15 protein-coding genes are annotated in these 25716 nt (G+C 38.1%); 1 reads left to right on the top strand and 14 read right to left on the bottom strand.

The window, feature by feature from the left end; genetic code table 11:
- Positions 1–213: 213 nt before the first annotated feature.
- The 3 genes from JOD18_RS14585 to JOD18_RS14575 form a co-directional block, all read right to left on the bottom strand.
- A complete protein-coding gene (locus JOD18_RS14585; protein WP_204669869.1) occupies positions 214–2217 on the bottom strand; it encodes a glutaminase family protein in 2004 nt (667 codons plus the stop codon).
- A 642-nt stretch (positions 2218–2859) separates the two neighbouring features.
- Entirely contained in the window at positions 2860–3510 is a 651-nt protein-coding gene (locus JOD18_RS14580) for a YesL family protein (protein ID WP_204669868.1), read from the bottom strand.
- Between the two features lie 74 nt (positions 3511–3584).
- Complete coding sequence (locus JOD18_RS14575) at positions 3585–5099, bottom strand: sulfatase family protein (RefSeq protein ID WP_204669867.1); 1515 nt, start codon at positions 5097–5099, stop codon at positions 3585–3587.
- Positions 5100–5646: 547 nt separating this feature from the next.
- Between JOD18_RS14575 and JOD18_RS14570 the strand changes: the two genes are divergently transcribed.
- Positions 5647–6669 (top strand): AraC family transcriptional regulator, encoded by a 1023-nt coding sequence (locus JOD18_RS14570; protein ID WP_204669866.1) that lies wholly within the window; start codon positions 5647–5649, stop codon positions 6667–6669.
- A 79-nt stretch (positions 6670–6748) separates the two neighbouring features.
- Here the strand turns inward: JOD18_RS14570 and JOD18_RS14565 are convergent, their stop codons facing one another.
- The 11 genes from JOD18_RS14565 to cysT (JOD18_RS14515) all read right to left on the bottom strand — a co-directional run bounded on the left by JOD18_RS14565 (position 6749) and on the right by cysT (JOD18_RS14515) (position 25628).
- Positions 6749–10873 carry a carbohydrate-binding protein gene (locus JOD18_RS14565; RefSeq protein WP_204669865.1) on the bottom strand — a complete coding sequence of 1375 codons (4125 nt, stop codon included), beginning with the start codon at positions 10871–10873 and terminating at the stop codon, positions 6749–6751.
- A 78-nt stretch (positions 10874–10951) separates the two neighbouring features.
- Positions 10952–12505: an arylsulfatase gene (locus JOD18_RS14560; protein ID WP_204669864.1), complete on the bottom strand. Its 1554-nt coding sequence runs from the start codon at positions 12503–12505 to the stop codon at positions 10952–10954.
- 921 nt (positions 12506–13426) lie between these two features.
- Positions 13427–14503, bottom strand: a complete 1077-nt coding sequence (locus JOD18_RS14555; RefSeq protein ID WP_204669862.1) for a sulfate/molybdate ABC transporter ATP-binding protein — start codon at positions 14501–14503, stop codon at positions 13427–13429.
- An 18-nt stretch (positions 14504–14521) separates the two neighbouring features.
- Positions 14522–15328, bottom strand: coding sequence for a sulfate ABC transporter permease subunit CysW (gene cysW, locus JOD18_RS14550; protein WP_239588145.1), 807 nt, complete (start codon positions 15326–15328; stop codon positions 14522–14524).
- Positions 15325–16155, bottom strand: coding sequence for a sulfate ABC transporter permease subunit CysT (cysT, locus tag JOD18_RS14545; protein WP_204669859.1), 831 nt, complete (start codon positions 16153–16155; stop codon positions 15325–15327). Before cysT (JOD18_RS14545) ends, cysW begins: the two co-directional genes overlap by 4 nt.
- Before the next feature lie 19 nt (positions 16156–16174).
- A complete protein-coding gene (locus JOD18_RS14540; protein ID WP_275583022.1) occupies positions 16175–17236 on the bottom strand; it encodes a sulfate ABC transporter substrate-binding protein in 1062 nt (353 codons plus the stop codon).
- Between the two features lie 604 nt (positions 17237–17840).
- Positions 17841–20921: an ATP-binding protein gene (locus JOD18_RS14535; RefSeq protein ID WP_204669857.1), complete on the bottom strand. Its 3081-nt coding sequence runs from the start codon at positions 20919–20921 to the stop codon at positions 17841–17843.
- 970 nt (positions 20922–21891) lie between these two features.
- Entirely contained in the window at positions 21892–22929 is a 1038-nt protein-coding gene (locus tag JOD18_RS14530; protein WP_204669855.1) for a sulfate ABC transporter substrate-binding protein, read from the bottom strand.
- Between the two features lie 17 nt (positions 22930–22946).
- The gene (locus JOD18_RS14525) at positions 22947–24032 is read right to left on the bottom strand and encodes a sulfate ABC transporter ATP-binding protein (RefSeq protein WP_204669853.1); all 1086 of its coding nucleotides are present in this window, start codon (positions 24030–24032) and stop codon (positions 22947–22949) included.
- The gene (locus JOD18_RS14520; protein ID WP_204669851.1) at positions 24004–24831 is read right to left on the bottom strand and encodes a sulfate ABC transporter permease subunit; all 828 of its coding nucleotides are present in this window, start codon (positions 24829–24831) and stop codon (positions 24004–24006) included. Before JOD18_RS14520 ends, JOD18_RS14525 begins: the two co-directional genes overlap by 29 nt.
- Positions 24828–25628: a sulfate ABC transporter permease subunit CysT gene (gene cysT, locus JOD18_RS14515; protein ID WP_204669849.1), complete on the bottom strand. Its 801-nt coding sequence runs from the start codon at positions 25626–25628 to the stop codon at positions 24828–24830. The genes JOD18_RS14520 and cysT (JOD18_RS14515) overlap by 4 nt, the downstream gene beginning before the upstream one ends.
- Between the last annotated feature and the right edge of the window lie 88 nt (positions 25629–25716).

Here is a 25716-nt window from a genome sequence, read left to right as displayed (position 1 = left end):
CTTGTTTTAAATCTTTGTCAAGGAGCCTATTATAGTAACTACAAGCACTTGAGCTTATTGATTTCGTTAAATTTTTCTAGGTGCGAAAGTTGAGTAAGTAACATAATTATTTTTTGGATCACCTCCTAAGTCTCTTAGCAATTATTTTGCTTTTCACGAGATACTTATAAATGAGAGAGGTGACTAGCAAAAGGTGTGAAAACTTCTTTATGTTTATTCAGTCATGCGATCTGCTAACAGCTTAATAAATAATCCTCCAACAACCGATCGATTTTTGAAACCAGTAATTTTACCATCGATTGTATAATACCAATCTGTGAAAGGTACTCGTGAATCTGTTTCATTCAGAAAATCCCAGATTGGAGTAATTAATTGTTTAAAATCAGAAGGTTCGTTTGCCAATGTCGCTGCCCATACAAGCCAATCAGCTTTTGTATACGTTTTTCGATTATCTAAAGGAGTTCCATACTGATTACTTTTACGCAGATACCAAGCAATTTCCTTCTCTTTCACTTCCGAAGAAAACAAATGTAATTGAAATAGCTTATCCCAAACCAAATTGTACTTTAAACTCCACGTTCCCGGTGCATCGAATGCTAGACGATAATGGTCACCATCATGAGCCTTAGCTTCCCAATGGACAGCCATTTCTTTTGCTTTGTTGAGATATGTTGTTCCTTCTTTCACATCTCCCATTAAACGTGCTAGATATCCATAGCTTGCAATTCCAATAATTGCTTTAATAGAAAGGTTAGCATTATGTGCAAGATGTCCACCAAAATCGTCTGTACATAGCTGGTTTCCAGGATCCATACCATAGTTGATTAGATAATTTGCCCATTTTTTTAACTGCCTCCAGTAACTAGAAGCAAACTTGGCACTCTCTTCTATCCAACATACAGCAGCAGTCATGATTAACATGTTTCCGCATTCTTCTATGGGCATTTGTCTTTTTAGTTCCATTCCATAAGCCTGACCATCTGCAATTGGATATCTACCAAGATCATGGGGAGCAAAGTCATATGGCCAAGCTTGTGAACTCGCATATTGGAATATTGGCCTTAACATTCCTTTCACTAATTCAGGATTATAAAGAAGAAATAATGGCATCGATGGATAACTTACATCAACAGTTGCTAAACACCCATTACTATTATTTTCCTTTGACAAAAATAATATTTCTCCATTTTTATCTTCAACTAATTTGTGTGCGGCAATAGCCTGACGGTAAGATAGAGATAGAATATCTGCATACTTCTTCCCACCCGCTTCTTCAGCCTCAGCTATCATAGCTTCATTAAAGCGATTACATTTTTCCATAATTGCTACATATTCATGAATGGACTTGAGCACAACCTCCTGAAAACTTTGACCATTCCTTGCCCAATATCCAGGTAATTGGTCGTTAAAATACTGAATAGAGTAAACATCATCATAAGCTAACATAAAATAGTGTGAAACTCCCTCTATGCCTACCTCACCATAATCTATTACACTAGCAAGTATTGGCATGTCATCATCTACAGTTCGTGGAAAATTTATATCATCTGTTTTCGGGAGCATTTTCGTTTCAATAAATTGATCTCGTATATCGACCGATCCAATAGCCGTTTCAGCTTCTGTGTCATTTGGTAAAACAAGACTGGCGTATCCCCAATCAATGCGAATCATATCTCCTTTACGTTTTAGTACTCTTTGTTTTTCAGTACCTACTTGGAGAATCTGACTTCCATCTTGCAGCTGCTTTCTTGAAGCCACTACCTCTTGAATTGGAACATCAACCGCTAGCTCGCTAGTGACATCATAATAGATTGCTACACTATGATTTTTCTTATCATTTGAAAAAGCTTTGATAGTAATATAAGAAGTAGGTCTAGCCATTACGTCGAGGTCATTCAACAGCAATGGAGTTGTAAAATCAACAGTTAGGGTAATACCACCAGCTTTAAATGTATAAATGCTTGATAGTGGTTTAATGGTAATATCTGTTTGCTGCATGGCTGGAGCATTTAACGATTTAAAATCACTACGCCGATCATACCCGCCCATGAATCGCCATGCCTTTCCATCAATTACAGCCATTCCTACCATTCCATGGGTTGCTCCAGTCCAATGAATTGTTTCAGCAGCATGTAATTGATTTGCATTCGACCAAATGCTAAAATATGGATCAATAGTTACCAATGGTACTGCAGGCGGCCTTAGCTTGTTTGTCATGCTTTTAACCTCATTTCCTTTGATCATTTAAATTTCATGTCATGTCACGTTAAATCAATGATTAAATTTATTACATACCAAGCTTCCCCCCTTCACACTTAAAAATCGCTTTCATTACTATGAATAAAGGTTTTGCATCATGAAAATGTGCTTGTTCATATGACTAAATATAAGCTATTAAAATTTATTTTAAAATGTTAATTTGTTAGATCACGCGTTATCATTTTGTTAGAATCATCAAATTTTTTATTGCTTAAAGAGTAAATATTGCAGTAATAATTATCATGTAATGGTTGAGGAGCAGCCTAAAGGCAATAAGAAAAATCGTTCCTTTTTAGAAATCTTTGATTTGTGAATAATACAAAATGGAGAAAGAAATACCCGGAGTTAACCGAATGTTGGAGAGGTTGATTTTTTATTGCAGATAGCTATACATTCATACTTACTTTTAAACCTCCATTCAATAGACTGCTAAAGATGGCATCTAATTAACAATTGCTATGTAGACGCAACAAAAAACACCTTTACATTTAATATAGTTAATGGATGAGGTTCAAAATACTATACAGTAAAGGTGTTAGTTCAGTTACAGTTATATGACACTTAAACAAACATATCCTAAAAAAGTTAAGCTGTGATGGTTTATAATTGTTCTTCTATGACCTGTTTTTTATTTTCCTCCCTGCGTTCGATTTTACTAAATGATATATAAGCTAATTTCATTAAGAGATAACTAAATAGACTGCTACAAAAGAATGGTATCAGGCCAGGGAAAAATAGTAGAATTTCATATATAAAATAACAACCTAAAGCCATCAAAATTGTAATAAAAGGTTGCATAATCGCAAATATGACAGCACTTCTAAAGTAATGAAACAATTTCATTTGATAATGGACAAACAGGGGAAAAATAAATAATAATACAAGAAAATACACTAAAAAAAGTCCTAAAATCAAGTACCTTACTATATCAATAATAAGACCTTGTTGCGATAGAAAAAATCGATGGTCAAAATATAATAATAGGCCCATGCTGATAAGTATTAAAAATAAAATATTTGCTCTTTTAAATTCTTTTCGGTAGACACTCCAAAATATTCTAAATACAGGAATTTCATCTGCTCCCATAACCATCTTTCTACTTACAGCAAACAAGCCAGCAGTTGCAGGTCCTAGTCCAAAGACAACACCGCCAACAACTGAAAAAAACAGCCACAAAATGTTCGCGTAGGCCAGCTTCATTACCCATTCACTCAAACGGTAAAGACCAGCGATAAATCCATTTTCTATCATGATTGTGAATTCCCCTATTCCATTATATTTGGTTGTTTCCGTTATTCACCTATCTCAACATTTTTGTTAAACAACTATGCAAAGCTTTGTCTGGTTGGAATCGGTTTTTCTAACTCACCATAAATATCAATAAGCTGCATAAACATGTTTAGCTTGACCGCTTGATATGAAGGATCATCAAAAAGATTAATAAATTCCTGCGGGTCATTTTCTAAATCATAGAGTTCACCCTCTTCTCGTTCCAAATAGTAATTTAATTTATATTTATTCCTTATTAACGTTTTTACATAAAAATTAGCTTCTGCTCGATTCTCAACTAGACACCATTCACGTGACGGCTTATCTGGATATTTCATTGTGGTTAACTGACTCACTCCCTGCATCGTTTCCACCTTTGTCTGACCTGCAAGTTCTAGAAATGTAGGTGCCAGGTCTACAAGACTAAGAAGTGATTGTGTCCGCTTGCCTGCAGGAATCTGATTTTTCCACCTTACAAGAAAAGGAACACGTAGAATATCATCATAGTGAATAGGGCCTTTCAGCCACAAGCCATGGTTTCCTGCATATTCACCGTGATCTGAAGTAAAAACAACCATTGTATTCTCAGCCATTCCAAGTTCATCTAGCTTATCAAGAATTCTCCCAACATGGTAATCTATTAAGCTAATCATCCCGTAATAAGAGGCTAACCATTTTCTAGCCCTCTCATATCCTATTTTTTTATTAGTATGACCCAGGCATTGCAAGCCACCAGTGTCATGTCCTGGGTCAGCAGTTACTTGAATACCTAATTCATCCATTCGATCTTCATAAAGATATCGATGAAGCATTGGTTTATCAAGCATCTCTCCCTCTTTTTCGATAAACGATGGAAGCTGTTCCGAATCATACATACTATTCCATGGTTCTGGACAAAGGAAAGCATTATGTGGATCTTGGAAACTGCACCATGCCATAAACGGTTTACTATTATCTTGTTTATCAAGAAAATTAATGGTTTTATCAGCGGTCCAACGCGTATAATGATATTCCTCTGGCAACTCCCATGAACCTTCCCGATAGCCGCCTTTAGGTCCAAAATATTGGCTTGGATCAATACCCTGTTCAGTCAGCCAAGCTCCATAGTGCATACCATGAGAAGAATCTTCGTCAGCATGTCCATGGAGCATTGCCACTTGTTCAAAACCATAATATGGGCCATTCCAGTCTCTCCAAAATTCTCGATCATGAATATGTGGCGGTGCTTCAAAACTCCCTTCCTTTAAGACTGGTTTAAAATGAGCTTTCCCAAATAATCCTGTTGCATAATCACCACCCTGCAATAATTGAGCAAAAGTAGTGCGGTTCTCATCCAGTTCAACTCCGATATTCCAGCAACCATGTCTTGATGGATATTCACCTGTTATAATAGAAGAACGACTGGGAGAACATACTGGACTTGATACATATGCTCTATCAAATGATAGCCCCTCTTCTGCCAAGCGATCTAAATTAGGTGTTTTAATCGCATTATTACCTAACGCTTGAATTGTATTCCAATGTTGTTGATCTGTTGTTATCAGCAAAATATTTGTTTTTTCATTACCCATTCCATACTCCTCCAAATTGGCTAATTTCTTAGGATTTGTCCTTAACTAACCTTTCAACAATCGTACAATCCCACAAAGAAAGACTTCTTTTCTATAAATTTGGTTGACTTTCACTAGCTTCCTTTGCAACTTGTATTGAAAAATTAGTATATATTTATACCAACTATTTTACACACATATAAAAATTTAAAAATGTTAATTTGTTAGTTTTGATTTAGCAAATTGTTACTAAAATTAACCCTGCCACTAATTAAAGCAAAAAATAAAGTGAAACTTCGTTCAGTGGGGTTCGACGCATAGGATGTGCTTAGTGCAGACATTGCGACACGACGTCGCGAACTTAGTCAGCTTCCTCTCTCCTACGCTGAACCTTAGTTGAACCAATCGAGCCAGTTACACTGCGATAAATAAAGCATGTAAGAATTTTATATCTTATAAAAGATAATTCCTGCGAAAGGTTTATATATAGATTTTTATGAAGCAAACTTTTGTTGGAACGCTTAGAACTTTGATTTTTCAGTAACCACTTTTTTAATGTGATTTTTTATTGAAATTTCCGAATTTATCATTCGTATTAACTTCCTCAATCATTGGCTATTCTTCCATTGATTCTTGTCTATCTATTTCTGCTTTTGCTATAATTAGAAAGAATTATTATTGTTTAACGAAGAAGCCACAGTTTACTGTGTTGAACAAACAATTATTATTGGTGGTGGAAAATTTGAAGGAATTTTCTCATGAATTTGCTGAGCATTGGTATTATAATCCGACCCCCTTACTTAAGTCTGGCGGGCTTTGGCCGATTAGATCTGGTCATAATCTAGCTAAACCAAATTATAAGATGGGACCTCGATTAATTACCTATTTCAGTATTCACTTTATTCTAGAGGGAGAAGGGGTTTTTAAGCAAAATAATACGGAAACAGTCATCAACAAAGGAGATCTATTTTGTCTTTTCCCTAATCAAACACATTATTATTCTACAAACCCTAATAATAAATTAAAAATGTTTTGGCTTGCTTTCGATGGTAAACAAGCTATACCTCTGCTAAATAGAATTGGCTTAACACAGTATTCTTCCTGTTTACATAATATTTTAAATGATCAAATTGTTACTACAGTTAAAGAACTATCCGATTATTTCAAAGATACGGATGAACCTGATGATTTACTATTGATTAGTATGATGTATAAACTTTTCCATCAATTGTATCAACAATCAAATCGATTAAATCTATCAAGCTATTCTGCTTCAGACTGGCTCCAGAAAGGTGAGGATTATATGGATATGCATTTTGCTGAAAATATCACTGTTACAGATGTCGCTAAATATATTGATATTAATCGCTCCCACTTTACTACTGCTTATACCAAAAAGACAGGCATGACACCTAGTAAATATATTTATAAGTTAAGAATGGAGAAAGCAATAGAATTAATCACTGATGATTCACATACAATAACTGAAATAGCACTGACTCTGGGTTACTCTGATTTATATTCCTTTTCAAGAGCATTTAAAAAGTATTACGGTATTTCTCCAAATCAATATAAAAAAACATCTAAATAAGAAAGATGCAATATGCAATTTCTTGCTAATAAAAAAAGACTTACCCATATGTATGGATAAGTCTTAATTTGCTAGTCTATTATTTATTTTCTATCATTTGACGTACGCTATCGTGAATTATTTGATAGGCAAAGTCAGATATCTTTTCGTTTTCTTTCTGTTTTGTTAAGTGTTTAATCATGTCGTTCAAATGTTTTGCCGCTTGCTTTTCTTTGCCTTTATCTTGTTGCTTTTGCGCTTGTTTTAGTTTATTTAAAAGCAATTTGTAAAGAGATTGATCAACATCCCCTTCATCATGAAACTTCTCTATTAATTCCTCGGTAGAATCATAATCAGGGTAGGCTCTAACGAGAAAATTATCATACTTTGTATCACTAAAAAAGCTTCGAACTCCTACTTTGCCATGAGTGAATGCTGTATCACTATGATCGGTATAATTAATTTTTGGTTTTTCCATATCACCCACATAAACCTTGATATTGGTTCCATTCACATCTACCTTCATATGCTGCCATTCATCAATAGGTTCATTCAGATTAACACTTTCTAAATGCTCCCAATCATAATTGAACTTTCCAAGATGTACGCCTTCATTATTGATGTACGCTATATAACCTTGCAGCATGTCTGCATTATTATGGTTAAGTTCTGTACCATGCCCTGGATTATTTGTTCTAAACAAAATTCCGCCATCGCCCTTACCATCCACAATTTGCAGATCTGCCTCCACAATATAATTACTCCACCCATTTTCACCAGTTATAGATTTGGCAAATGTACCTGCCCCTGATCGATAAACACCCTCTTGCTCTATCACTTCAAATTCTTCACTATCATGAAAGGTGAAGCTGTGAAAATCGAATTCCCCATTTACGGTTTCTATTTTAATCGTATGTTCACCAACAGGTAATGAAATTTCTTCTCTTATTACACTTGTCCAATTATCTAATCCACCTGTTTGTGGAATATCGATAATCCCAGTGAGATCTATTTCATCGTCTAACCAAACTCTAACCTGACTGCCTTGTACAATATTAGCAACATTTAATTCTAAGATATATTCATTAACTTCTTCTATATCTACATTGTACTTATACCATTCCCCCGCTTGATTCCAACCAATGTTAAACGTACCATCTGGATGATTACGTATGTCTACCCCATCAAATCGATATTTCCCGCCAATATTTTCCGCAGTATTATCATGATAGGCTATACCTTCCCCTCCTGTCATGTAATCCACAGCCATTACTTTTCCTGGTAAAGTATGATGTTGGTCAAAGGTATGGAATATCATTTTCGAAAAAGAAAGTTCACCAGAAACAACTTCTATCTTTAGGGTATGATTTCCTTCGGGCAACTCTAAGTTTTTAATAGGTACGTTCTGCCATGTATCGTCTTCAGTAACCGGAATATCAACATTAGCTGTTAATTCCTGCTCATCATTTAACAGAAATTTTATTTGTGTATTTTCATTTACATTTTTTGTGATCAAATCCAGATCATATACACCAGCTTCTGTAACATTCACATTATAATTAATCCACTCTTCTTCCTCAAATTCCACTACGGCAAATCCTACCTCAGGATCTTTTTTAATGTCTACCCCATCAACTCTAAATTCTCCGCCAGTATTGGTATCGGTCTTATCATGGTAGGCAACTCCCTCACCGCCTAAATTATAATCAACCGCTTCGATCGTTCCTGGTAAAGGTTTATGGACAGCAAATGATCGGAAAGTAAGCATAGAAATATCAAATTCTCCTGTAACAATTTCTAATTTTAAGGTATGCTCACCTGCGGGAAGTTCGATGTCTTCAACCGTCAGTGTTTCCCAATTGTTCCAACCTCCTGTATTAGGCACATCGACAACACCAGTTAGATCGATCTCATCATTTAACCATAGCCTTACTTCTGCATCCGTAAATGTTGTAGCCAATTCCAGTTCGAAATTGTATAATCCACTCTCCTGAATATCTACATTATACTTCAGCCATTCATCGGTTTGGTTCCAGCCAACTACATAACTACCATTTGCTTTTTCTCTTATGTCTACTGAATCTGTTCTTAATTCCCCGCCAATATTTTCTGGTGTTCGATCATGATATCCTACTCCTTCACCGCCATCACGATAATGTACGGCTGCTATTGATCCAGGAATCGGTTTATGTGCATCGAAATCACTGACTGAACCTTGATTGGTATCAACTCTCCAAGAACCTTCATATCGATCCCAGCCAGCGTCTAAGCCATCATTAAAATCGTCGAATAGAAGGGATACCGGCTGATGTTGTTTTACATCAAAGCTTGCAAGGTTTAATTCTCCTTCCATTACTTCTATCTTAATAGCATGCTCTCCTTCAGGTAAGGTGAGCTTATCCATTAAAATATTTTGCCACTGATCCCAACCACCTGTATTAGGGATGTCAATAACACCTGTTAAATCAATGTCATTGTCTAACCACAATCTCACTTTTGTGCCCTCTTCAGCCGTTGCCATTCTCATCGTAAAATCGTAGATAGCCTCTTCTTCCACATTCACATTATAGTTAAGCCATTCCTCTTGTTTAAGGGAATTCACACTTAAGCCGCTTTCAGGATTAGTACCGATGTTAACATGATCTTTCCGGTAGGTATCTGATATTTCATTTTCTACGATATGATACCCTGATCCTTCTCCACCGGTATTATAATGAACAGCCTCAATGGTACCTGGTATCGGTTTGTACAAATCAAATATATTACTTCCATTTACTTGATTACTTGTTGCTATATAACCGAAGGAAGCATGAACATCCATTGTTGTATACCCAATGTTTCCGCCTGCTAGGGCTTGAATATCTCTTGTTTGCTTATGCATATCATCAATATAGATCTTGAATTCTGTATTTTCTTTTTCTACCCTAATATGATGTAGTGCTGTAGGATCAAAGTCTTCAGGCAATAAGGATGTTTCCCATTCTAGATCTGTACCATCCACACGGAAAAAAGTCTCCAGACTATTGTTAATTGGATTTAATACCGCAACTCCATAATTATCTTCGTCTTGATAAGAAAAGACCGTGCCAAAACGTGGTGCAGTGCTCTCTCCTTTGTCGATCATTTGGACATTAAATTCAGCTGTATAGTCTGCCTCAGTCTCATAAGCAGTTACCTGGCGATACCATGAGTCATCACCAATTGCAGCTTGTTCCATTGCATAGGAGTCATCATTGTTTACAATCAACCAATCTCCATTATTAACATCAGACCAGTTTGAACCAATCTCCTCTCGTTCGAAACGGTCGCTAAAATCAGGTAATTGCGGATCAGGTTGTTCAGATGTGGTTGGTCCAAGTACAATCATTTTGTCACCATTCCAGCCAATCCGATCCATATTCATAAATCTGCCTGGTTTGGCATGACTATGATAAACAATAAATTCAGAATCAAGATTCGGGCCTCTTATTATGGAATTATGCCCTAATCCAACATTTGATCCTTCAGAATTAATTAAAAATGGATTTTGAGTACTCCCTTTAAAGTTATTGATTGGCGAGTCACTTGTAGCATAATCAATTCGATAGGCATTACTCCATACGTGATTACCAGTATATGTCATATAATATTGCCCATGTCTTTTAAATACAGTTGCTCCTTCTGTCCAGCCATTCATTTCCGCCCCCGTATTTATTGCAGGACCAAATGTATAAGGATCCTCCATTTCATGTGCCGTGATATATCCTTGACCAGTACCGTAAAAATACCACTTACCATCATCATCAATAAAGACATGGCCATCAATACCCATACCGAGATTTTCGGTCTGTAACTCAAAAGGTCCTAAAGGGCTATCACTTTTATAAACGTAATGTCCATTTCCTCCAGGTGAAGTATACATATAAAATGCACCATTCCAATAAGTGACTTCAGGTGCATAAGCGGCCAATGTAGTTGGCTCTTCCGTTACCAAACCATAATGTTCCCAATTGACTAGATCTTCTGAAGTCCATAGCTTTACACCACTTTTATCATCAACTGTACTTACATAAAGATAGTATGTCCCATTGTGCTTTAAAATATATGGATCTCCTTCACCGTAGAAATCTCCATTGTCCCATTGCCAAGAATCAGGTAAGTCTTCAAATGGATTACTATAAGCAAATGCCAAGCTTGGAAAAGTCAAGATTCCGCCCATAATAAGAAGCATTCGTAATAATTTCAATATAGTATTCTCCTTTCATTTAAACCTGCCAATAGCTAAAAAGCAGAAACCGATAAGTTTTTTAATCATAATAGCTACCTAGTTTTCCTTCGATAGTTTATGACGCGGCAAAACATTTGTTCGCTCTGCCCATTCGTCCCATATCGCAATCATTTCCTTGACTAATTCTGGATAATACTCTTTTAAGTTATCAAGCTCTGTACGATCCTTATCTATGTTGTACAGCTCCCAATCTCTTTCTTTAACTTTTGAAAGCTTCCACTTCCCTTTTCGTACTCCACAATGTTGTTCATGTTCAAAGCAAAAGGTGCGCTCATTCTGTTCTTCTCCGAGGAACACAGGCAGGAGACTTTCTCCTTCCAACGGCAATATACTATGTCCATTATTTTCTTTCGGATAAACTGCTCCTGATATATCGACAAACGTAGCCATAAAATCGATAAAATGACCTGGGCGATGGTCAATTTCCCCATTCCGTTCAATCCCTTGAGGCCAATGTGCTATTAACGGTGTACTAATCCCGCCTTCATGACTATAGTGTTTATACAGTTGGAGCGGAGTACTGCATGCATTTGCCCAACCCGATCCATAACTATGATAAGAATCCGGACCTCCCATTTTATCGATATCTTCCTTACGATGCAGTATATTAGAAGTTGTTTTCCAATTGTCAAATCCCCAGGGATCCCATTCACCACATGCACCATTATCAGAACAGAATAAAATTAATGTATTGTCTAATTCCCCATTTTTCTGAAGATTGTCTATTACTCTGCCAATATTTTGATCCATTCTGTCTACCATCGCAGCATATATTGCCATACGTCTTGACAAATCTTGTTGACGATCTCGGTCAAGAGCATCCCACACCGGATTTTGCCCGTACATGTCTCGATCGCGGTTCCAAAACTCTGCCCGCGGCGGCAATTCACAATCTTCCGGAACAATGCCCAGTTTCTTCATTCTTTCTAATCGTTGTTCTCTAATGCGATCCCATCCCTTATTATATACACCTTCATATTTTGCGATTTCCTCTTTGGGTGCCTGTAATGGGAAATGTGGTGCATTATAAGATAAATAAAGGAAAAATGGATGATCATCTTTACGAGAATCTTCAAGAAAATCCAATGCATGATCGGTAATGGCATCCGTAGCATAGAATTCGCCCGCCTCATAATGCCGTTCTTCACGCCCTTCTGGTAATCGGACATAATGAGATTTATCAAAAAAACTGTTAAATCCGCCTAACAATCCATAATACTCATCAAATCCTCGCTTAATTGGTCCTTGTTTACCTACATGCCATTTTCCTGAAAGATACGTATGATAGTTATTAGTACCCAGCACTTCTGCCAATGTTACACAATCATCCTTAAGGTAACCGCGGTATCCTGGTGTTTCTAAATCATGATCCATCTCACCTACTCCAGCTTGATGCGGATACAATCCAGTTAATAAGGAAGCACGACTAGGGCAGCAGCGAGCGGAATTGTAAAACTGAGTCAACCGCAGTCCATTACCTGCAAGCTTGTCTAAATTCGGGGTTTTGATCTCCCCACCAAAACTGCCTAGGTCAGAAAAACCTAGATCATCGGCTAATATTAACATAATATTTGGCTTTGACGTTGCCATGACAACTCCTCCTTTATTTTTCACTTTATCTTTAGGAATTCTTCAGTAAACTTCAGTTATACAAAAAGTCTCTGTCTACAGCAGCACAATTAAATTATTGTAAGCGCATACAAATACAATGGATCACGTGGAAAATATTGTTTTATCCACTTTGGCCGAAACCAGGCAGGCCCTTTCCTCAATTATGCTTTTTGTTCTTTAGCCATGGCATTTATTTATGCTAAAATTATTGTATAAAAACATCTTTTGTATTTTCCTGCTTTTTTTAACATCAAAAATAATCATATTTGAAAAATATAACTAATAAATTTCTTATTTAATCATCCAGCTAAATTAACTAGTTTACTGTTTATTTCATAGCCAAACCTCCCTATATCACCGCAATTTATACCAACCATACGTTAACAATTCAATACATATAATGAAGATATCACATGTAATCAGCACTCCTTTTAGTACTATTTTTATGTTTTAATACCTATTTCATGTAAATTTAGGTAAAGTATACGCTCATAAACGAATGGAGTCAATATATTCTTTAAAAATATAGCGAATAAGACAAATTACACCTTTTATATTTTAATTACATTTTTCACATAATAAATCCTCTATATATTCATACAAAACCTGTTTTTAAGCGGTTTCAATTACCAATACCATTATATCTTGGGTTACCTGTTCGTGTTGTTCCTGCTTATTTTTATTTCTGCTCCAAGTTCTAACAAAAACACGCTGGAAGCCTCTCTTCTGATGATCAAAAATTGTTAAAAGACCCCTCTTGTAACACACTAGGATCCTTTACTTACTATTTTTCAAACAAGAGCGAGACTCCAACGTGTAACATGAATTGGGTTAATACGAAGCTGTCTAGTCTCTTTTTAGATCTTATCACAACAAACAGACCAGATTTTTTTCATACGTTTATATGATAAAATCTTCAATAAAAACACCAAGTCGCTGCGGTCTGGCATACATGCGGTCTCCAACTTTAATATCCATCTCGTCAAATATTTGTTTCGATAACTGGACTTCTATCTTTTCCTGTTCGCCATTTTGATGGATGGCTTCAATAAATATAAGCGGGCCAACTGGATGAATTGAAGAAATACACACTTCTAATTGATCATTTGTTACCTTTTCTTTTGACAACTCCATTTCATGAGAACGAGCAAAACCAATCATGTTATCTCCCACTGCTGTGATTGAGTTATTGTCTATCGGCCATGTTGCATGGCCAATGTTAACACCGGCAGCTGTTGCAGTTCCTTTAAATTCATTGGCACCTCCAAGAAATTTATACATAAATGGACTATTCGGTGATTCATAGATATCTACTGGAGATCCGGTTTGAATAATTTGCCCGTCCTTCATAACAACGACTTGATCTGCCACATCCAAGGCTTCTTCTTGGTCATGTGTGACAAAAACGGTAGTTACCCCGGTCTGCTTATGAAGGGTTCGAAGCCAATGCCTTAATTCTTTTCTTACTTGTGCATCGAGTGCACCAAAAGGTTCATCTAGCAAGAGCACAGAAGGTTCAATTGCTAGTGCACGAGCGAGTGCTACCCGTTGTTTTTGACCGCCTGACAATTGGGACGGGTATCTGTCATCATAGCCTTCTAGTTTGACAAGCGCCAGCAGCTCTTGAACTTTCTTAGCAATATCTTTTTTATTCATCCTTTCTTGCTTCTTTTTCACACGCAAACCATATGCGATATTCTTTGCTACGGTCATATGATTAAACAAGGCATAATGCTGAAATACGAAACCGATTTTACGGTCTTTGGCAGATATGTTCGTGACGTCGCGACCCTGAAAGCTGATTTTTCCGTTTGTCGGCCATTCCAGCCCTGCAATCATTCTTAGTAAGGTTGTTTTCCCTGAACCTGATGGTCCAAGCAATGCCAGCAGCTCCCCGCTTTGCACAGTCAGATCGATATCGGAGAGTACTGTAGTCTTGCCAAAATCTTTCGCTATTCCCTTCATTTCAATAAACAATGTGTTCACCTCTTTTATTTAGATCGGATGTTTCCGTTCCACAAATTGCTTTACAATAATGGTCACAATCGCAAAAATAGACATAAGTGAGGCCACAGCAAAAGCAGCAGCAAACTGATATTCGTTATAAAGAATTTCGACATGCAGCGGCATGGTATTAGTTGCACCTCGAATTCGGCCGGAAACGACGGACACAGCCCCGAACTCGCCGATTGCACGGGCGCTGCAAAGAATGACACCATACAATAATCCCCACTTAATTGCCGGCAGTGTAACATATAAAAACGTACGTCCCCCACCTGCACCTAGTGTTAATGATGCTTCCTCTGCCTCAGATCCTTGTGCTTCCATTAAAGGGATCAGCTCGCGCGCGATAAACGGCAGAGTCACAAACATCGTTGCCAATACGATACCTGGCAGCGCGAAAATAATCTGCATGTTATTAGCTTGAAGCCATTCCCCGAAAAAGCCATGTACTCCATACAAAATAATGAAAACAAGTCCAGCAATTACCGGTGAAATCGAAAACGGGATTTCAATTAACGTAATCATAAATTGCCGGCCTCGAAATCGAAATTTCGTAAGCGACCATGCCGCTGCTAACCCAAACAGAGCATGTAATGGAACAGTAATGACAACGACCATTAGTGTTAACATAATCGCATGTCTTGCCATGGGCTCTGTAATCGCATGCCAGAACACTTCGAATCCTTGACTAAACGCTCCGATAAAAATAAGCAGCAACGGTAAAAACAGAAACAAAGTTAGAAAGAGGAAAGATATCCCAATTAAGACTTTTTTCTGTCCTTTATTTGTCGAAATCATCTTTCTGCCCCCTTTTGACCGAGTTTCTTGGCTAACCACCATTGAAGCACATTTGCTGTAAATAACAACAGAAACGACAGCGCAAGCATGATAGTAGCAATCGCCGTAGCACCTGCATAATCAAATTGTTCCAGCTTGTTCATAATCAATAATGGTACGATTTCCGTTTGCATCGGAATGTTGCCTGCAATAAATACAACCGAACCATACTCCCCAAGTGCTCTTGCAAAGGCTAATGTCATACCTGCAAGAAGAGCAGGCAGCAGCACTGGGAGCAGAACTGTTCTAAAAATGGTAAGTGGAGAAGCACCAAGTAAACTGGCTGCCTCCTCCGTCTCTTTTTCCAATGTACGAAGCACCGGCTCTACCATCCTTACGACAAAAGGCAGCCCGATAAATGTAAGAGCAACTGTTACACCAAATGGTGTAAAAACGATTTGTATGTCTAATGGAGCAAGCAAAGATCCAATCCAGCCATTCTCTGCATAAAGACTTGTAAGTGCAATTCCAGCGACGGCAGTTGGTAATGCAAATGGCAAATCGATTATCCCATCCATTATTCGCTTGCCAAAGAAATTATAACGTACAAGTACCCACGCTATTAGCAGACCAAATAGACCATTGATCAATGCTGCAAAAAACGAGGCCGAAAAACTAAGACGAAGAGCAGCAAATACCCTTTCGTCCCAGACTGCATTCCAAAAACCTGCCCATCCGAAATCCAGCGAATACCATACAAGAGCAATTAGTGGGATGAAAACCAGAAAACTAATATATAAAATAGTAAAACCCAACGTTAGAGAAAAACCTGGAAGTGTCTGTCGCATCTACTAAACGGCTCCTTTCCTATGGCTGATAAATCTCATCAAACAAACCTCCGTCTGCAAAATGAGTCTCCTGAGCTTCCTCCCAGCTTCCGAATTTCTCTTCAATTGTAAATAACTCTACTTCAGGAAAAAACTCTCTATATTCTTCTAATATTTCTATATTTCTTGGTCGATAATAATGCTTCGCTGCAATCTCTTGTCCTTCATCTGTGTACAAATAATCTAAATATGCTTCTGCAACTTCCCTCGTTCCTTTTTGATCCACTACCTGGTCTACGATGGCAACTGGCGGTTCCGTAAGAATAGACACAGAAGGTGTAACAATCTCAAAATCTGATGCGTTCAAATCATGAATGGTAAGCAATGCTTCATTTTCCCAAGCAATCAGGACATCACCGATTCCTCGCTCAATAAAAGATGTCGTTGCTCCACGAGCTCCAGAGTCAAGAACAGACACGTTTTGGTATAAATTCTCTACAAACGTTTGAGCCTCTTCTTCCCCAAATTGCTCTTCAGCATAACCCCATGCTGCTAAATAGTTCCACCGTGCGCCACCAGACGTCTTAGGGTTTGGTGTAACAATTTCCACATTTTCTCGAACAAGATCATCCCAATCCTGAATATCTTTTGGATTCCCTTTTCTAACTAAAAAGTTAATAGTCGACGTGTAGGGCGAAGAATTATCTTCATAATCACTTTGCCAATCAACAGTAAGCAGATTCCTATCTTGCAAGATGTCGATATCATAAGCAAGAGCGAGCGTAACAACATCAGCCTGCAAACCGTCCAGCACAGACCTTGCCTGACTGCCCGATCCGCCGTGAGACTGATTGATCACCACATTATCCCCTGTTTCCTCATGCCAATGGTCTGCAAATGCTGTATTAAAATCCGCATAAAATTCTCGAGTAGGATCATAGGAAACATTTAAAAGTTCGATCGTCTTCCCATCTCCTTTATTTGTTTCCTCCTTAAGAACGTCGCTGCTTGCATCTTCTCCAGGCCCAACATTGCAGCCGAATAACCCAATACCTGTCATCAGAATGATCCAAAATAAAATTATTCCTCTTTCTTTCATCATTAAAATCCTCCTTGATAATCAATGTTTATTATTCAAATATAATTACTTTGTTTTAGTGAACTAAGGCACCTATGAGTGACGACTTTTGATCTTCAACTGAAACTCAGAAAAACTTATCAAGGTGTTAGCATTTGTTATTTCCTCCCTCAAATCCTTAATTTTTTTCAATCTTGGGCAATAGCTAGCATACATTCAGTTGCCGTAATGAGAAAAAAACCTTACCTCATTAAATACACTTCTTCAGCGATAGCCTTCGGTTGTCCGATCAGCTGTTTATTCCTAATCCCTTCTGTTACGAAAACTTCTCCCAAAAAACTTATAATTCGAATAAATTTACTTGGTTTTAGGATAAAAAAAGCCATTACTTGATTGAATATAGTGCATCAAGTAATGGCTTTCGGTTATCCGATCAGCTTGTTATTTATTTTCAATTATTCTACCCATATTTATATCATATGTCAATAGCTTTTTCTCTGTGCAAAACAAAATTTTACTATAATTGTAATTCAATCACTTTGTATCGAAAGTGTACTGGAATCTTTGTTTTTATATCTTCATTTACAGATAGAATAAATATTCAGCAAACTGCAATATCTGTCATCATTTATTTATTGGCCCTTTTAGGTATCGACATCGCAATTTCTGTCCCCTTGCCTTCTACACTCTTGATTTTAATTCCCTGACCGAAGAGCTTTCTCCACCTCTGATCGGTATTAATTAAACCAACGCCATATTTTTTTATATTTTTATTTAATAGTGACGCCAGTATTTCCGCAGGTATACCCATACCATCATCAATAATTTTAATCTGATAGCTGTCTGCTAGTTGTTTACCTTGCAGCCATAATGTACCTGATTTGTGTTGTGAGACAATCCCATGTTTTATGGCGTTTTCTACCAAGGTCTGTATGGACAGCGGCGGTACAAAGATATGCTGGTAATCGTCAAACTTCTTGTGCACTGTCAGTTTTTCCATAAAACGCTGTTGATTAATATAAATATAGGAATCTACTAACTCCAATTCCTCCTGCAGCGGCACTAGTGGTTTAGTATTTCTTGTATCAAAGCTTTTAGAAAGATACCTGCCAAACTCATTCAGCAAGTTAATCATCCGTTCAATATCCACATTGCTTAAAGACGCAATGGTATTCAAGGTATTAAAAATAAAATGCGGTTTGATTTGAGCCTGTAACCAAGCTGCCTCGATCCGCAATTGTTCATTAATGGAACTGCTTAAATCGGTCAACGCCTTTACTCTGGCTTGTAATTCTAATGCCACTACCGGTTTGGCAATATAATCATTTGCCCCTGAAACAAAACCAGTATAGATATCCTCGGTTTGATTACGAGCAGTTAATAATAAGACAGGCAATTCAGAGATGGTAAAACGTTCTCTAATCCGTTTAGTTAATTCATAACCTGAGAATGGCGACATCATGACATCAGAAATCACCAAATCATAGGATTCCTTTTCTACCCACTCCATGGCTACTCTAGGGTCTGTTGTACAATGCAATTGATAATTCGGCTCCAACAGATTCTGCATTACTTTTAAATTGATTGGATCATCGTCTACAACCAGCAGCAAAGGCTTGTTTTCCACTGATAATTGATCATGTATCACGATTGTCTCATTTGTCAAATCATGATAGAAGCTGCTCTGTTCTTTCCTCGCTAGCTCTAGCTCTGTATAATTCTGATTCATTTGAGAAGCCAAAGGTATACTAAAGGTGAATGTTGTTCCCTTACCAAGCTTCGACTCTACCCCTATTTCTCCACCATGCAGTTCGACTAACTGTCGGCAAATATTTAACCCTAGACCGATTCCACCTCTGTCCACGTCAGATTTGCTGAGTTTCTCATAAGGAAGAAAGATTCGATCCAAAGCGTCTTGATCTATCCCTACACCAGTATCTTGAACAGCAATTACAGCCATATCTTCCTGCTCTGTAGCTGAAATGACCACTTTTCCCTTTTCTGTATACTTCACCGCATTATGAATCAGGTTAAATAAAATGCGAATCAGCCTATTTTCATCGGCATATAACGGTGGAAAAGACATCTCTATTTCATTATGTAATGTAACTGGCTTATTTGGTGATGTAAATCGAACCATTTCAATAACACCATCTGTAATCGTGTGAAGTGGAACGGCTTCTCGTTGTAACAAAATCTTCTGCTCTTTCAATCTCGTAATATCCAGAATATCGTTTAGTGTAAATGTTAAGCGATGGCCAATTTGTGTCAACAGCTGTAAATTGCTAACCGTCTCCCGATCTAAAGTATTCCCCTGGTTATTGATAATGGATTGTGCAATATTGACCATTCCATGTAAAGGATTGCGAATCTCATGAGAAGTATTAGCCAAAAACTCATCCTTCTTTCTATCTTCCTCTATTAATCTTGCAGCTTGTTTTTCCGTAAGCTGTGCCAATTGAATATGACGTTTAATCAAAAGAATTGCCACAAGGATAACTGGGACAAAGAAGTCAAAAGGATAAAAAGGAAATTCTATTTGACCCGTTTGGATAGCCGCTCCCCAAATCGCATTAGAGGTATAACTGCAAATAACCAATAAAATAAGGATGCCATCTTTATCTCCGTGCAGGACTTGCTTAAACGTGATAATAAAAAGATAAGAAATAGCAACAGCATTATTGACAAGCATAATTCCTGACATGACTGTAAACGCGTCTAATGGAATGACAGTCAAAATCAACCCTGCCATCACTAAATTAATAACAGCTAAAACCTTGATAAAACCTTGCCGTATTTGATATAAGTGTTGAATAAATTTGATTAAAACAAATAACACCAACACATATATAACGATGACTATTCGATAGGTTAAATCAATACTAAGAGGCAATTGAACAAATACCTCGTCATCTAATAAATTTCCCAGACCGATTAGTAATGACATAAACCCAAAATAAATTAATTCTGTCTGTGGCTTCCCTTTGTTCATAAAAAAAATTGCAAAGGCATACAAAGCATGAAGAAATACAAGAATAATAACTGATAATTGAAGGAATTGAGAGAGATTAGTCTCCTGATTGACAGCCTCCCCTGCACCGAAAGAGATTGACCGGCTTATACCTCCTGTAAAGGGTAGTTCATAGTTGGAAACCTGCAAAATAATTTCCAGTTCATTATTATCTGGATCTGCATAAAATAGACTAGTAATCGGTCCACGAACATGTGACTGTTCTAGTTTCCTATCAGACGGGCGGTTGACTGAATCAATCAGCTGACCGTTTACGATAATATTTACTGCTGTTTGGATACTATTCATACGAAGACCGAGAAATGAAGGGCTTGTTTCCGGCAACAGCACCTTCACATAATAACTGCCGTATCCATAGTTATTTGAACGGTCACTGTCTGCGGTCAGAAATTCAGCTCTCCAATCACCAGGAACCTGAATAAGTGTTTGATTCGCTTTATCTGCACTTGCTGCTTCAATGAACTGATTGGGATAAAACAACCACTCCCCATTTAAAGAAATAGTCTCTTCACTAGAAAAATCCCAATTTGTTAAATCAAGTACTCCGTCTTGAATGACAGGCTGATCTTCCTTGTTATAGTAGTTAATCCAAATTAAACGAAAGGTAATCAAACACGCAAAAAATAATAATAAAACAGTGAATATTTTTATGTATGTAGCTATTGATTTGTTCTTCATTTCTGCAGCCGCCTTGCAGTTATTTGATTAAGAGAGTTAGATTTTTTCTATACTGCTTATCGAATTCTGATCGATTCATCTGTATCTGTAAATTTGCTAGTCTTAAGAACACTAAGACATTTCATTAAAAAGCGTATATTGATAAAAAGGTACTTTTTCTTGTATTATAACAAAAAAATTATTAAAAACCCCCAGAAAATGAATTTGATTTCATAAGCGATATCTATACATACAACAATATATTTTGTCACTGTCAAAACTTCTATGAAAACAAGGTAGACCATTACTACGATCCATAAATTTTATACCTATAACTCAACTTTCGCACACATAGATAAACACTTACACCTTGCTATCATTGCGTAAAGCGGCTCTCCATTATCGCCCATGCTTTACCCTTATTTTGACTGAGCAAGTGTGCAATGATTCGCTCCGGTCAACCGCTTCGCTTTCCGACGTACAGGACGTACTAGTGCAGGCGTGGCGATTGTCGTCGTGACGTTAGCCTGCCATGGGGACAGCCTCAGCTAACTTGAAAAAGAAGATCACTTTTTCATGTGGATCTTCGGCTCGTCCTGTTCCCATCGGAGTCTGCGCTGGGAAATAGTTCTACACTTCCTGCAAGAAATAGCATCAGGACTGGATTATCTCTAGGATAGCTTACCTTATTACTCCTTTGGAAGCATTCGACAAAGGAAAAATGAGACAAAAATGGCAATCAAGATTCTTTCACCTTATGCTTAACAGCTAAGCCTTTTGACGGCGCGATCAACAGTTAGCAATTTTTCAAACATCTGTTATCTCTTTACCATGCCTTGATGGACAAGTGCAGGTGTTCACCATGTGAGGAATCACAAACGTTGTAGAATCACATCCCAGCGATCTTTGTTGTGTATCGCTTCAATTCCGGATATATGAGACAAAGAGGCAGACTTTACAATCCTATTTGATAATTGATAACCTTGGCAGTCTATTTTTCTGCCATAATCTGATCCCATATAGCACCATCCTCATAAAGCGTCTGGCGCACTTGATCCCAGCCGCCCAGATAATCGATTTCAAACAAGCCGTCTGGCTCGATATAAGTATCTGTAAATTCTGCTGCAACTTCTTCATGAACGGGACGGAAGCCTCGCTTGGCAAAAATGGTCTGTGCTTCTTCAGACCATAAAAAATCCATAAAGGCCTCAGCTGCTTGTCTATTTCCGTGCTCATCTACATTTTTATCAATTAATGCAGCAGGATTTTCAATTTTTGATGTGTAATTTGGTACAATGACTTGATAGTTTTTGCCGGCTGCATTACGGGATAATAATTCATTTTCATAGGTGACAATAACATCACCAATCCCTTTTTCAAAGGTGGCTACCGAAGCCCTGCCGCTTTTATCTAATACTCTGACATTCTGGTAAATGTCAGCTAGCAGCTGTCTAGCCTGTTCCGGCTCTTGATTCCCTTGTTCTTCCGATTGTTTCAGCCCAGCTCCATAAATTGCATTAACGTCCCATTGGGCACCACCTGATGTTTTGGGATTGGGAAGTAATACTTCCACCCCTTCACGTGTTAAATCCTGCCAGTCTTCTATCTCTTCTGGATTATCCTCACGCACGCCCAGTGCAACAACCGAATTAGTCACCATTCCGTTATATGGATTGTCTTTCCAATCATGGGTGATTAGTCCTTTATCGGTTAATTGATCGATATCACCTTCTAAGGCAAGTATAGCAATATCTGCTTTTAACCCTTGCAGTATGGCTCGGGTTTGTGATCCGGAGGCTTCGTAGGATTCTTTAAATACAACCTCTTGCCCATGCTCCTTTTTCCAATATTCTTGAAAAAGAGGGATAATTTCCTGCACAGCCTCTTTTGTCACCGTATAGGCCCCGATGGTCAATGTCACATCACCTTGCTCAGCAGCTTGTGAACTGGTTTGGGAAGAGCTGCATGCCGATAATAAGCTAAGCGTACCGATAATTCCGATCCATAATACATGTATTCTTTTCTGCAAGATGACCTCTCCCTTTCTTAAATATGATAAGACAGTGATACATTTAAGAGACTATTGCCTGCAATTTCATTACCTACATCTGAAAAAATCGATAATTTATGAATAAGTAGATTGACTTGATCACCAACTTGATATCGTGGAGCATTGATCGATAGAGAAGTAAATAATTTCAAATCTGCCAGCTGGAGTTCGATATACCATGCGTCACCACGAAAATGAACATGGGTTACTTCTGCTGTTTCCCCTGCATTCTTTTGGTATGATACATCCAGCGGCCTGATCTCTATCCATTCCGGCCTAATAAATACAGAACTATTTTCCTTCCATTCCTGTCCGTCTTGATACTTCTGTAATATCTCAAAGCCTTTCAGCGTAACCGGGGAAATAAGCTGATTGGAATTCCCAAGAAATTCTGCCACAAATCGTGAAGCTGGCCGATGATAAATATCCCAAGGAGTACCCTGTTGTTCCACCTTGCCGCTATTAATAATTAACAGTTCATCCGCCACTTCTATCGCCTCATCTTGATCATGGGTAACAAAGATCGTGGTGATGCCGAACTCACTGATCACATTGCGAAGCCATAAGCGCAAATCTTTACGCACCTTGGCATCAATGGCAGCAAATGGTTCATCCAGTAATAGCAGCTTTGGCTTTGGCGCCAATGCTCTCGCAAAGGCCACTCGCTGTTTTTGACCGCCTGACAGCTGATGTGGGTACTTATTAATCGTTTGTGCTAACCCCATCAATTCTAACAGCTCTTCTACCCGCTGTTTTATCCTGGCTTTATCTACCTTCTTTACCTTTAAACCGTAGGCTACATTCTCAAACACCGTCATATGTTTAAACAAAGCGTAGTTTTGGAAGACAAAGCCGATTTCTCTTTCTTGCACCGTTAATCCATTGGCCACTTTTCCATTCAAAATAACTTGACCTGATGATGGTTCTTCCAAACCAGCCAGCATGCGCAAAATCGAAGTTTTCCCACCACCGCTGGGTCCTAACAAACCGACCAGCTTGCCTTCCTCTATTGAAAAATCTACACCTTTAATGGCTTGAAAATCACCGAAGTTCTTATACAGATCCTTCACTTGAATGTTCACTCCGCAGTACCTCCTGTCTACGTTTCAATCCATCTAAAACCAATAGTGTTACAATCGAAATCAAACATAAAATCAAGGCCAGACTATTGGCACCAACGACATTAAAGTAATCGGCATCCTGATATACTAATGTCGTGACGGTTTGCGTCTGGTTAATAATATTTCCTGATACGACCAATACCGCGCCAAATTCCCCTAATGATCGCGCAATGGTTAATACAGCACCATATACCACAGGCCATTGAATGGAAGGCCAGGTCACCTGACGGAAAGTCCGCCATTTAGAAGCTCCTAATGTACGAGAAGCCTCTTCCACATCTTCGCCGATTTCTTCCAGTACCGGTACTACCTCTCTGACTACAAAAGGAAAAGTAACAAACATTGTAGCCAAAATCATACCTGGCAAGGCAAAGACAATATCTACCCCAAAAGAGGCGAAGAAGATGCCTAACACGGTCTCCGGGCCATACAATAGAATAATCATAAAGCCGCCAATAACAGGTGAAACTGCAAATGGCAGATCGATAATCGCATTAATCACCGGCTTCACCCAACGTGCTAACCAGTTTCCCCTTACTAACTCTAAAGAGAATAATATTCCCAGTCCGACATTGAATATCGTTACAACCACGACAATATAGAGGGAAATCTTCATCGCATGCAAGGCCTCCGGGCGAGTCAATGCCTCAATAAAACCACTCCAGCCTTCCTCAAATGCTCCCGTAACAATAAAACTAATTGGAAAAATAATGATTAATATAAATAAGAACCAAGTAGCACTTATTAACAGTTTTCTCATATGTCCCCCCTCCTTCTTGTTAGATTAGTAATCCATAAAACCAAAAAGGAAAAGGTTAACAATACTACAGACACCGCCGTTGCCCCTTCCGTGTTAAAGCTCTCAATTTGACCGAAAATATACACGGAGGCTACTAGGGTTTCCATCGGGATATTACCTGAAATTAACGCAATAACTCCAAACTCAGCCAAAGCACGTGAGAAGGCGAGCAGGCTGCCAGCAATAATGCCGGGTAAGATAGCAGGAAAAACAACTTTACAAAAGGTCCTCCACTTGCTTGCACCTAATGTATAACTTGCCTGCACCTGATCCTCATCCAAATTCTCCAGCAAAGGCTGAACAGCTCTGACAATAAATGGAAAGGTAACAAAAACCATCCCTATAATAATGGCTGATTGATTAAAAAGCAGGGAAATACCAATTGAATCCAGCATTTGGCCAACAAAGCTGTTGGGAGTTAATACCATCAAAAACATAACCCCAGATACTGCCGTCGGCAAGGCAAATGGCAGATCTACCAAACTATTTAAATATCTTTTTCCGGGGAACTCATATCTAGTGAGGACATAAGCAATTAACGTGCCGATGATAATTTGTATAAGTGTAGCAATAACCGCTAACCTGATTGTTAAGGTGATAGCATGAAGCGCCATTTCATCTGTCACGGTTTTCCAAAAGTTCGATAATCCTAAAGAAAATCCTTGTACATAGACCGCACTGAGCGGCGCTACAATCAGTACAATTAGATATCCAATCAATATCGATCGTAATGCATATTTTTCTAACTTATCCCTCATATCCCCATCACCCTTACACTTTCTGAAATAATAAATGCCCTTACTCACTTTGTCACCATAAGTAAGAGCATTTTGACAAATCCAATGA

It is taken from the genome of Gracilibacillus alcaliphilus (assembly GCF_016909015.1).
Classification (GTDB): Bacteria; Bacillota; Bacilli; order Bacillales; family Amphibacillaceae; genus Gracilibacillus; species Gracilibacillus alcaliphilus.
The sequence above is the reverse complement of the archived record's forward strand: the minus strand, read 5'-3'. Positions and strand labels throughout refer to the sequence as shown.

Excerpts from the sequence above, each read along its gene's own strand:
- JOD18_RS14560 (WP_204669864.1), bottom strand. The coding sequence starts at position 12,505 with ATGGCAACGTCAAAGCCAAATATTATGTTAATATTAGCCGATGATCTA.
- cysT (WP_204669859.1), bottom strand. The coding sequence starts at position 16,155 with ATGCGACAGACACTTCCAGGTTTTTCTCTAACGTTGGGTTTTACTATT.
- JOD18_RS14580 (WP_204669868.1), bottom strand. The coding sequence starts at position 3,510 with ATGATAGAAAATGGATTTATCGCTGGTCTTTACCGTTTGAGTGAATGG.
- JOD18_RS14520 (WP_204669851.1), bottom strand. The coding sequence starts at position 24,831 with ATGAGAAAACTGTTAATAAGTGCTACTTGGTTCTTATTTATATTAATC.
- JOD18_RS14535 (WP_204669857.1), bottom strand. The coding sequence starts at position 20,921 with ATGAAGAACAAATCAATAGCTACATACATAAAAATATTCACTGTTTTA.
- cysW (WP_239588145.1), bottom strand. The coding sequence starts at position 15,328 with ATGATTTCGACAAATAAAGGACAGAAAAAAGTCTTAATTGGGATATCT.
- JOD18_RS14575 (WP_204669867.1), bottom strand. The coding sequence starts at position 5,099 with ATGGGTAATGAAAAAACAAATATTTTGCTGATAACAACAGATCAACAA.
- cysT (WP_204669849.1), bottom strand. The coding sequence starts at position 25,628 with ATGAGGGATAAGTTAGAAAAATATGCATTACGATCGATATTGATTGGA.
- JOD18_RS14585 (WP_204669869.1), bottom strand. The coding sequence starts at position 2,217 with ATGACAAACAAGCTAAGGCCGCCTGCAGTACCATTGGTAACTATTGAT.
- JOD18_RS14540 (WP_275583022.1), bottom strand. The coding sequence starts at position 17,236 with ATGATGAAAGAAAGAGGAATAATTTTATTTTGGATCATTCTGATGACA.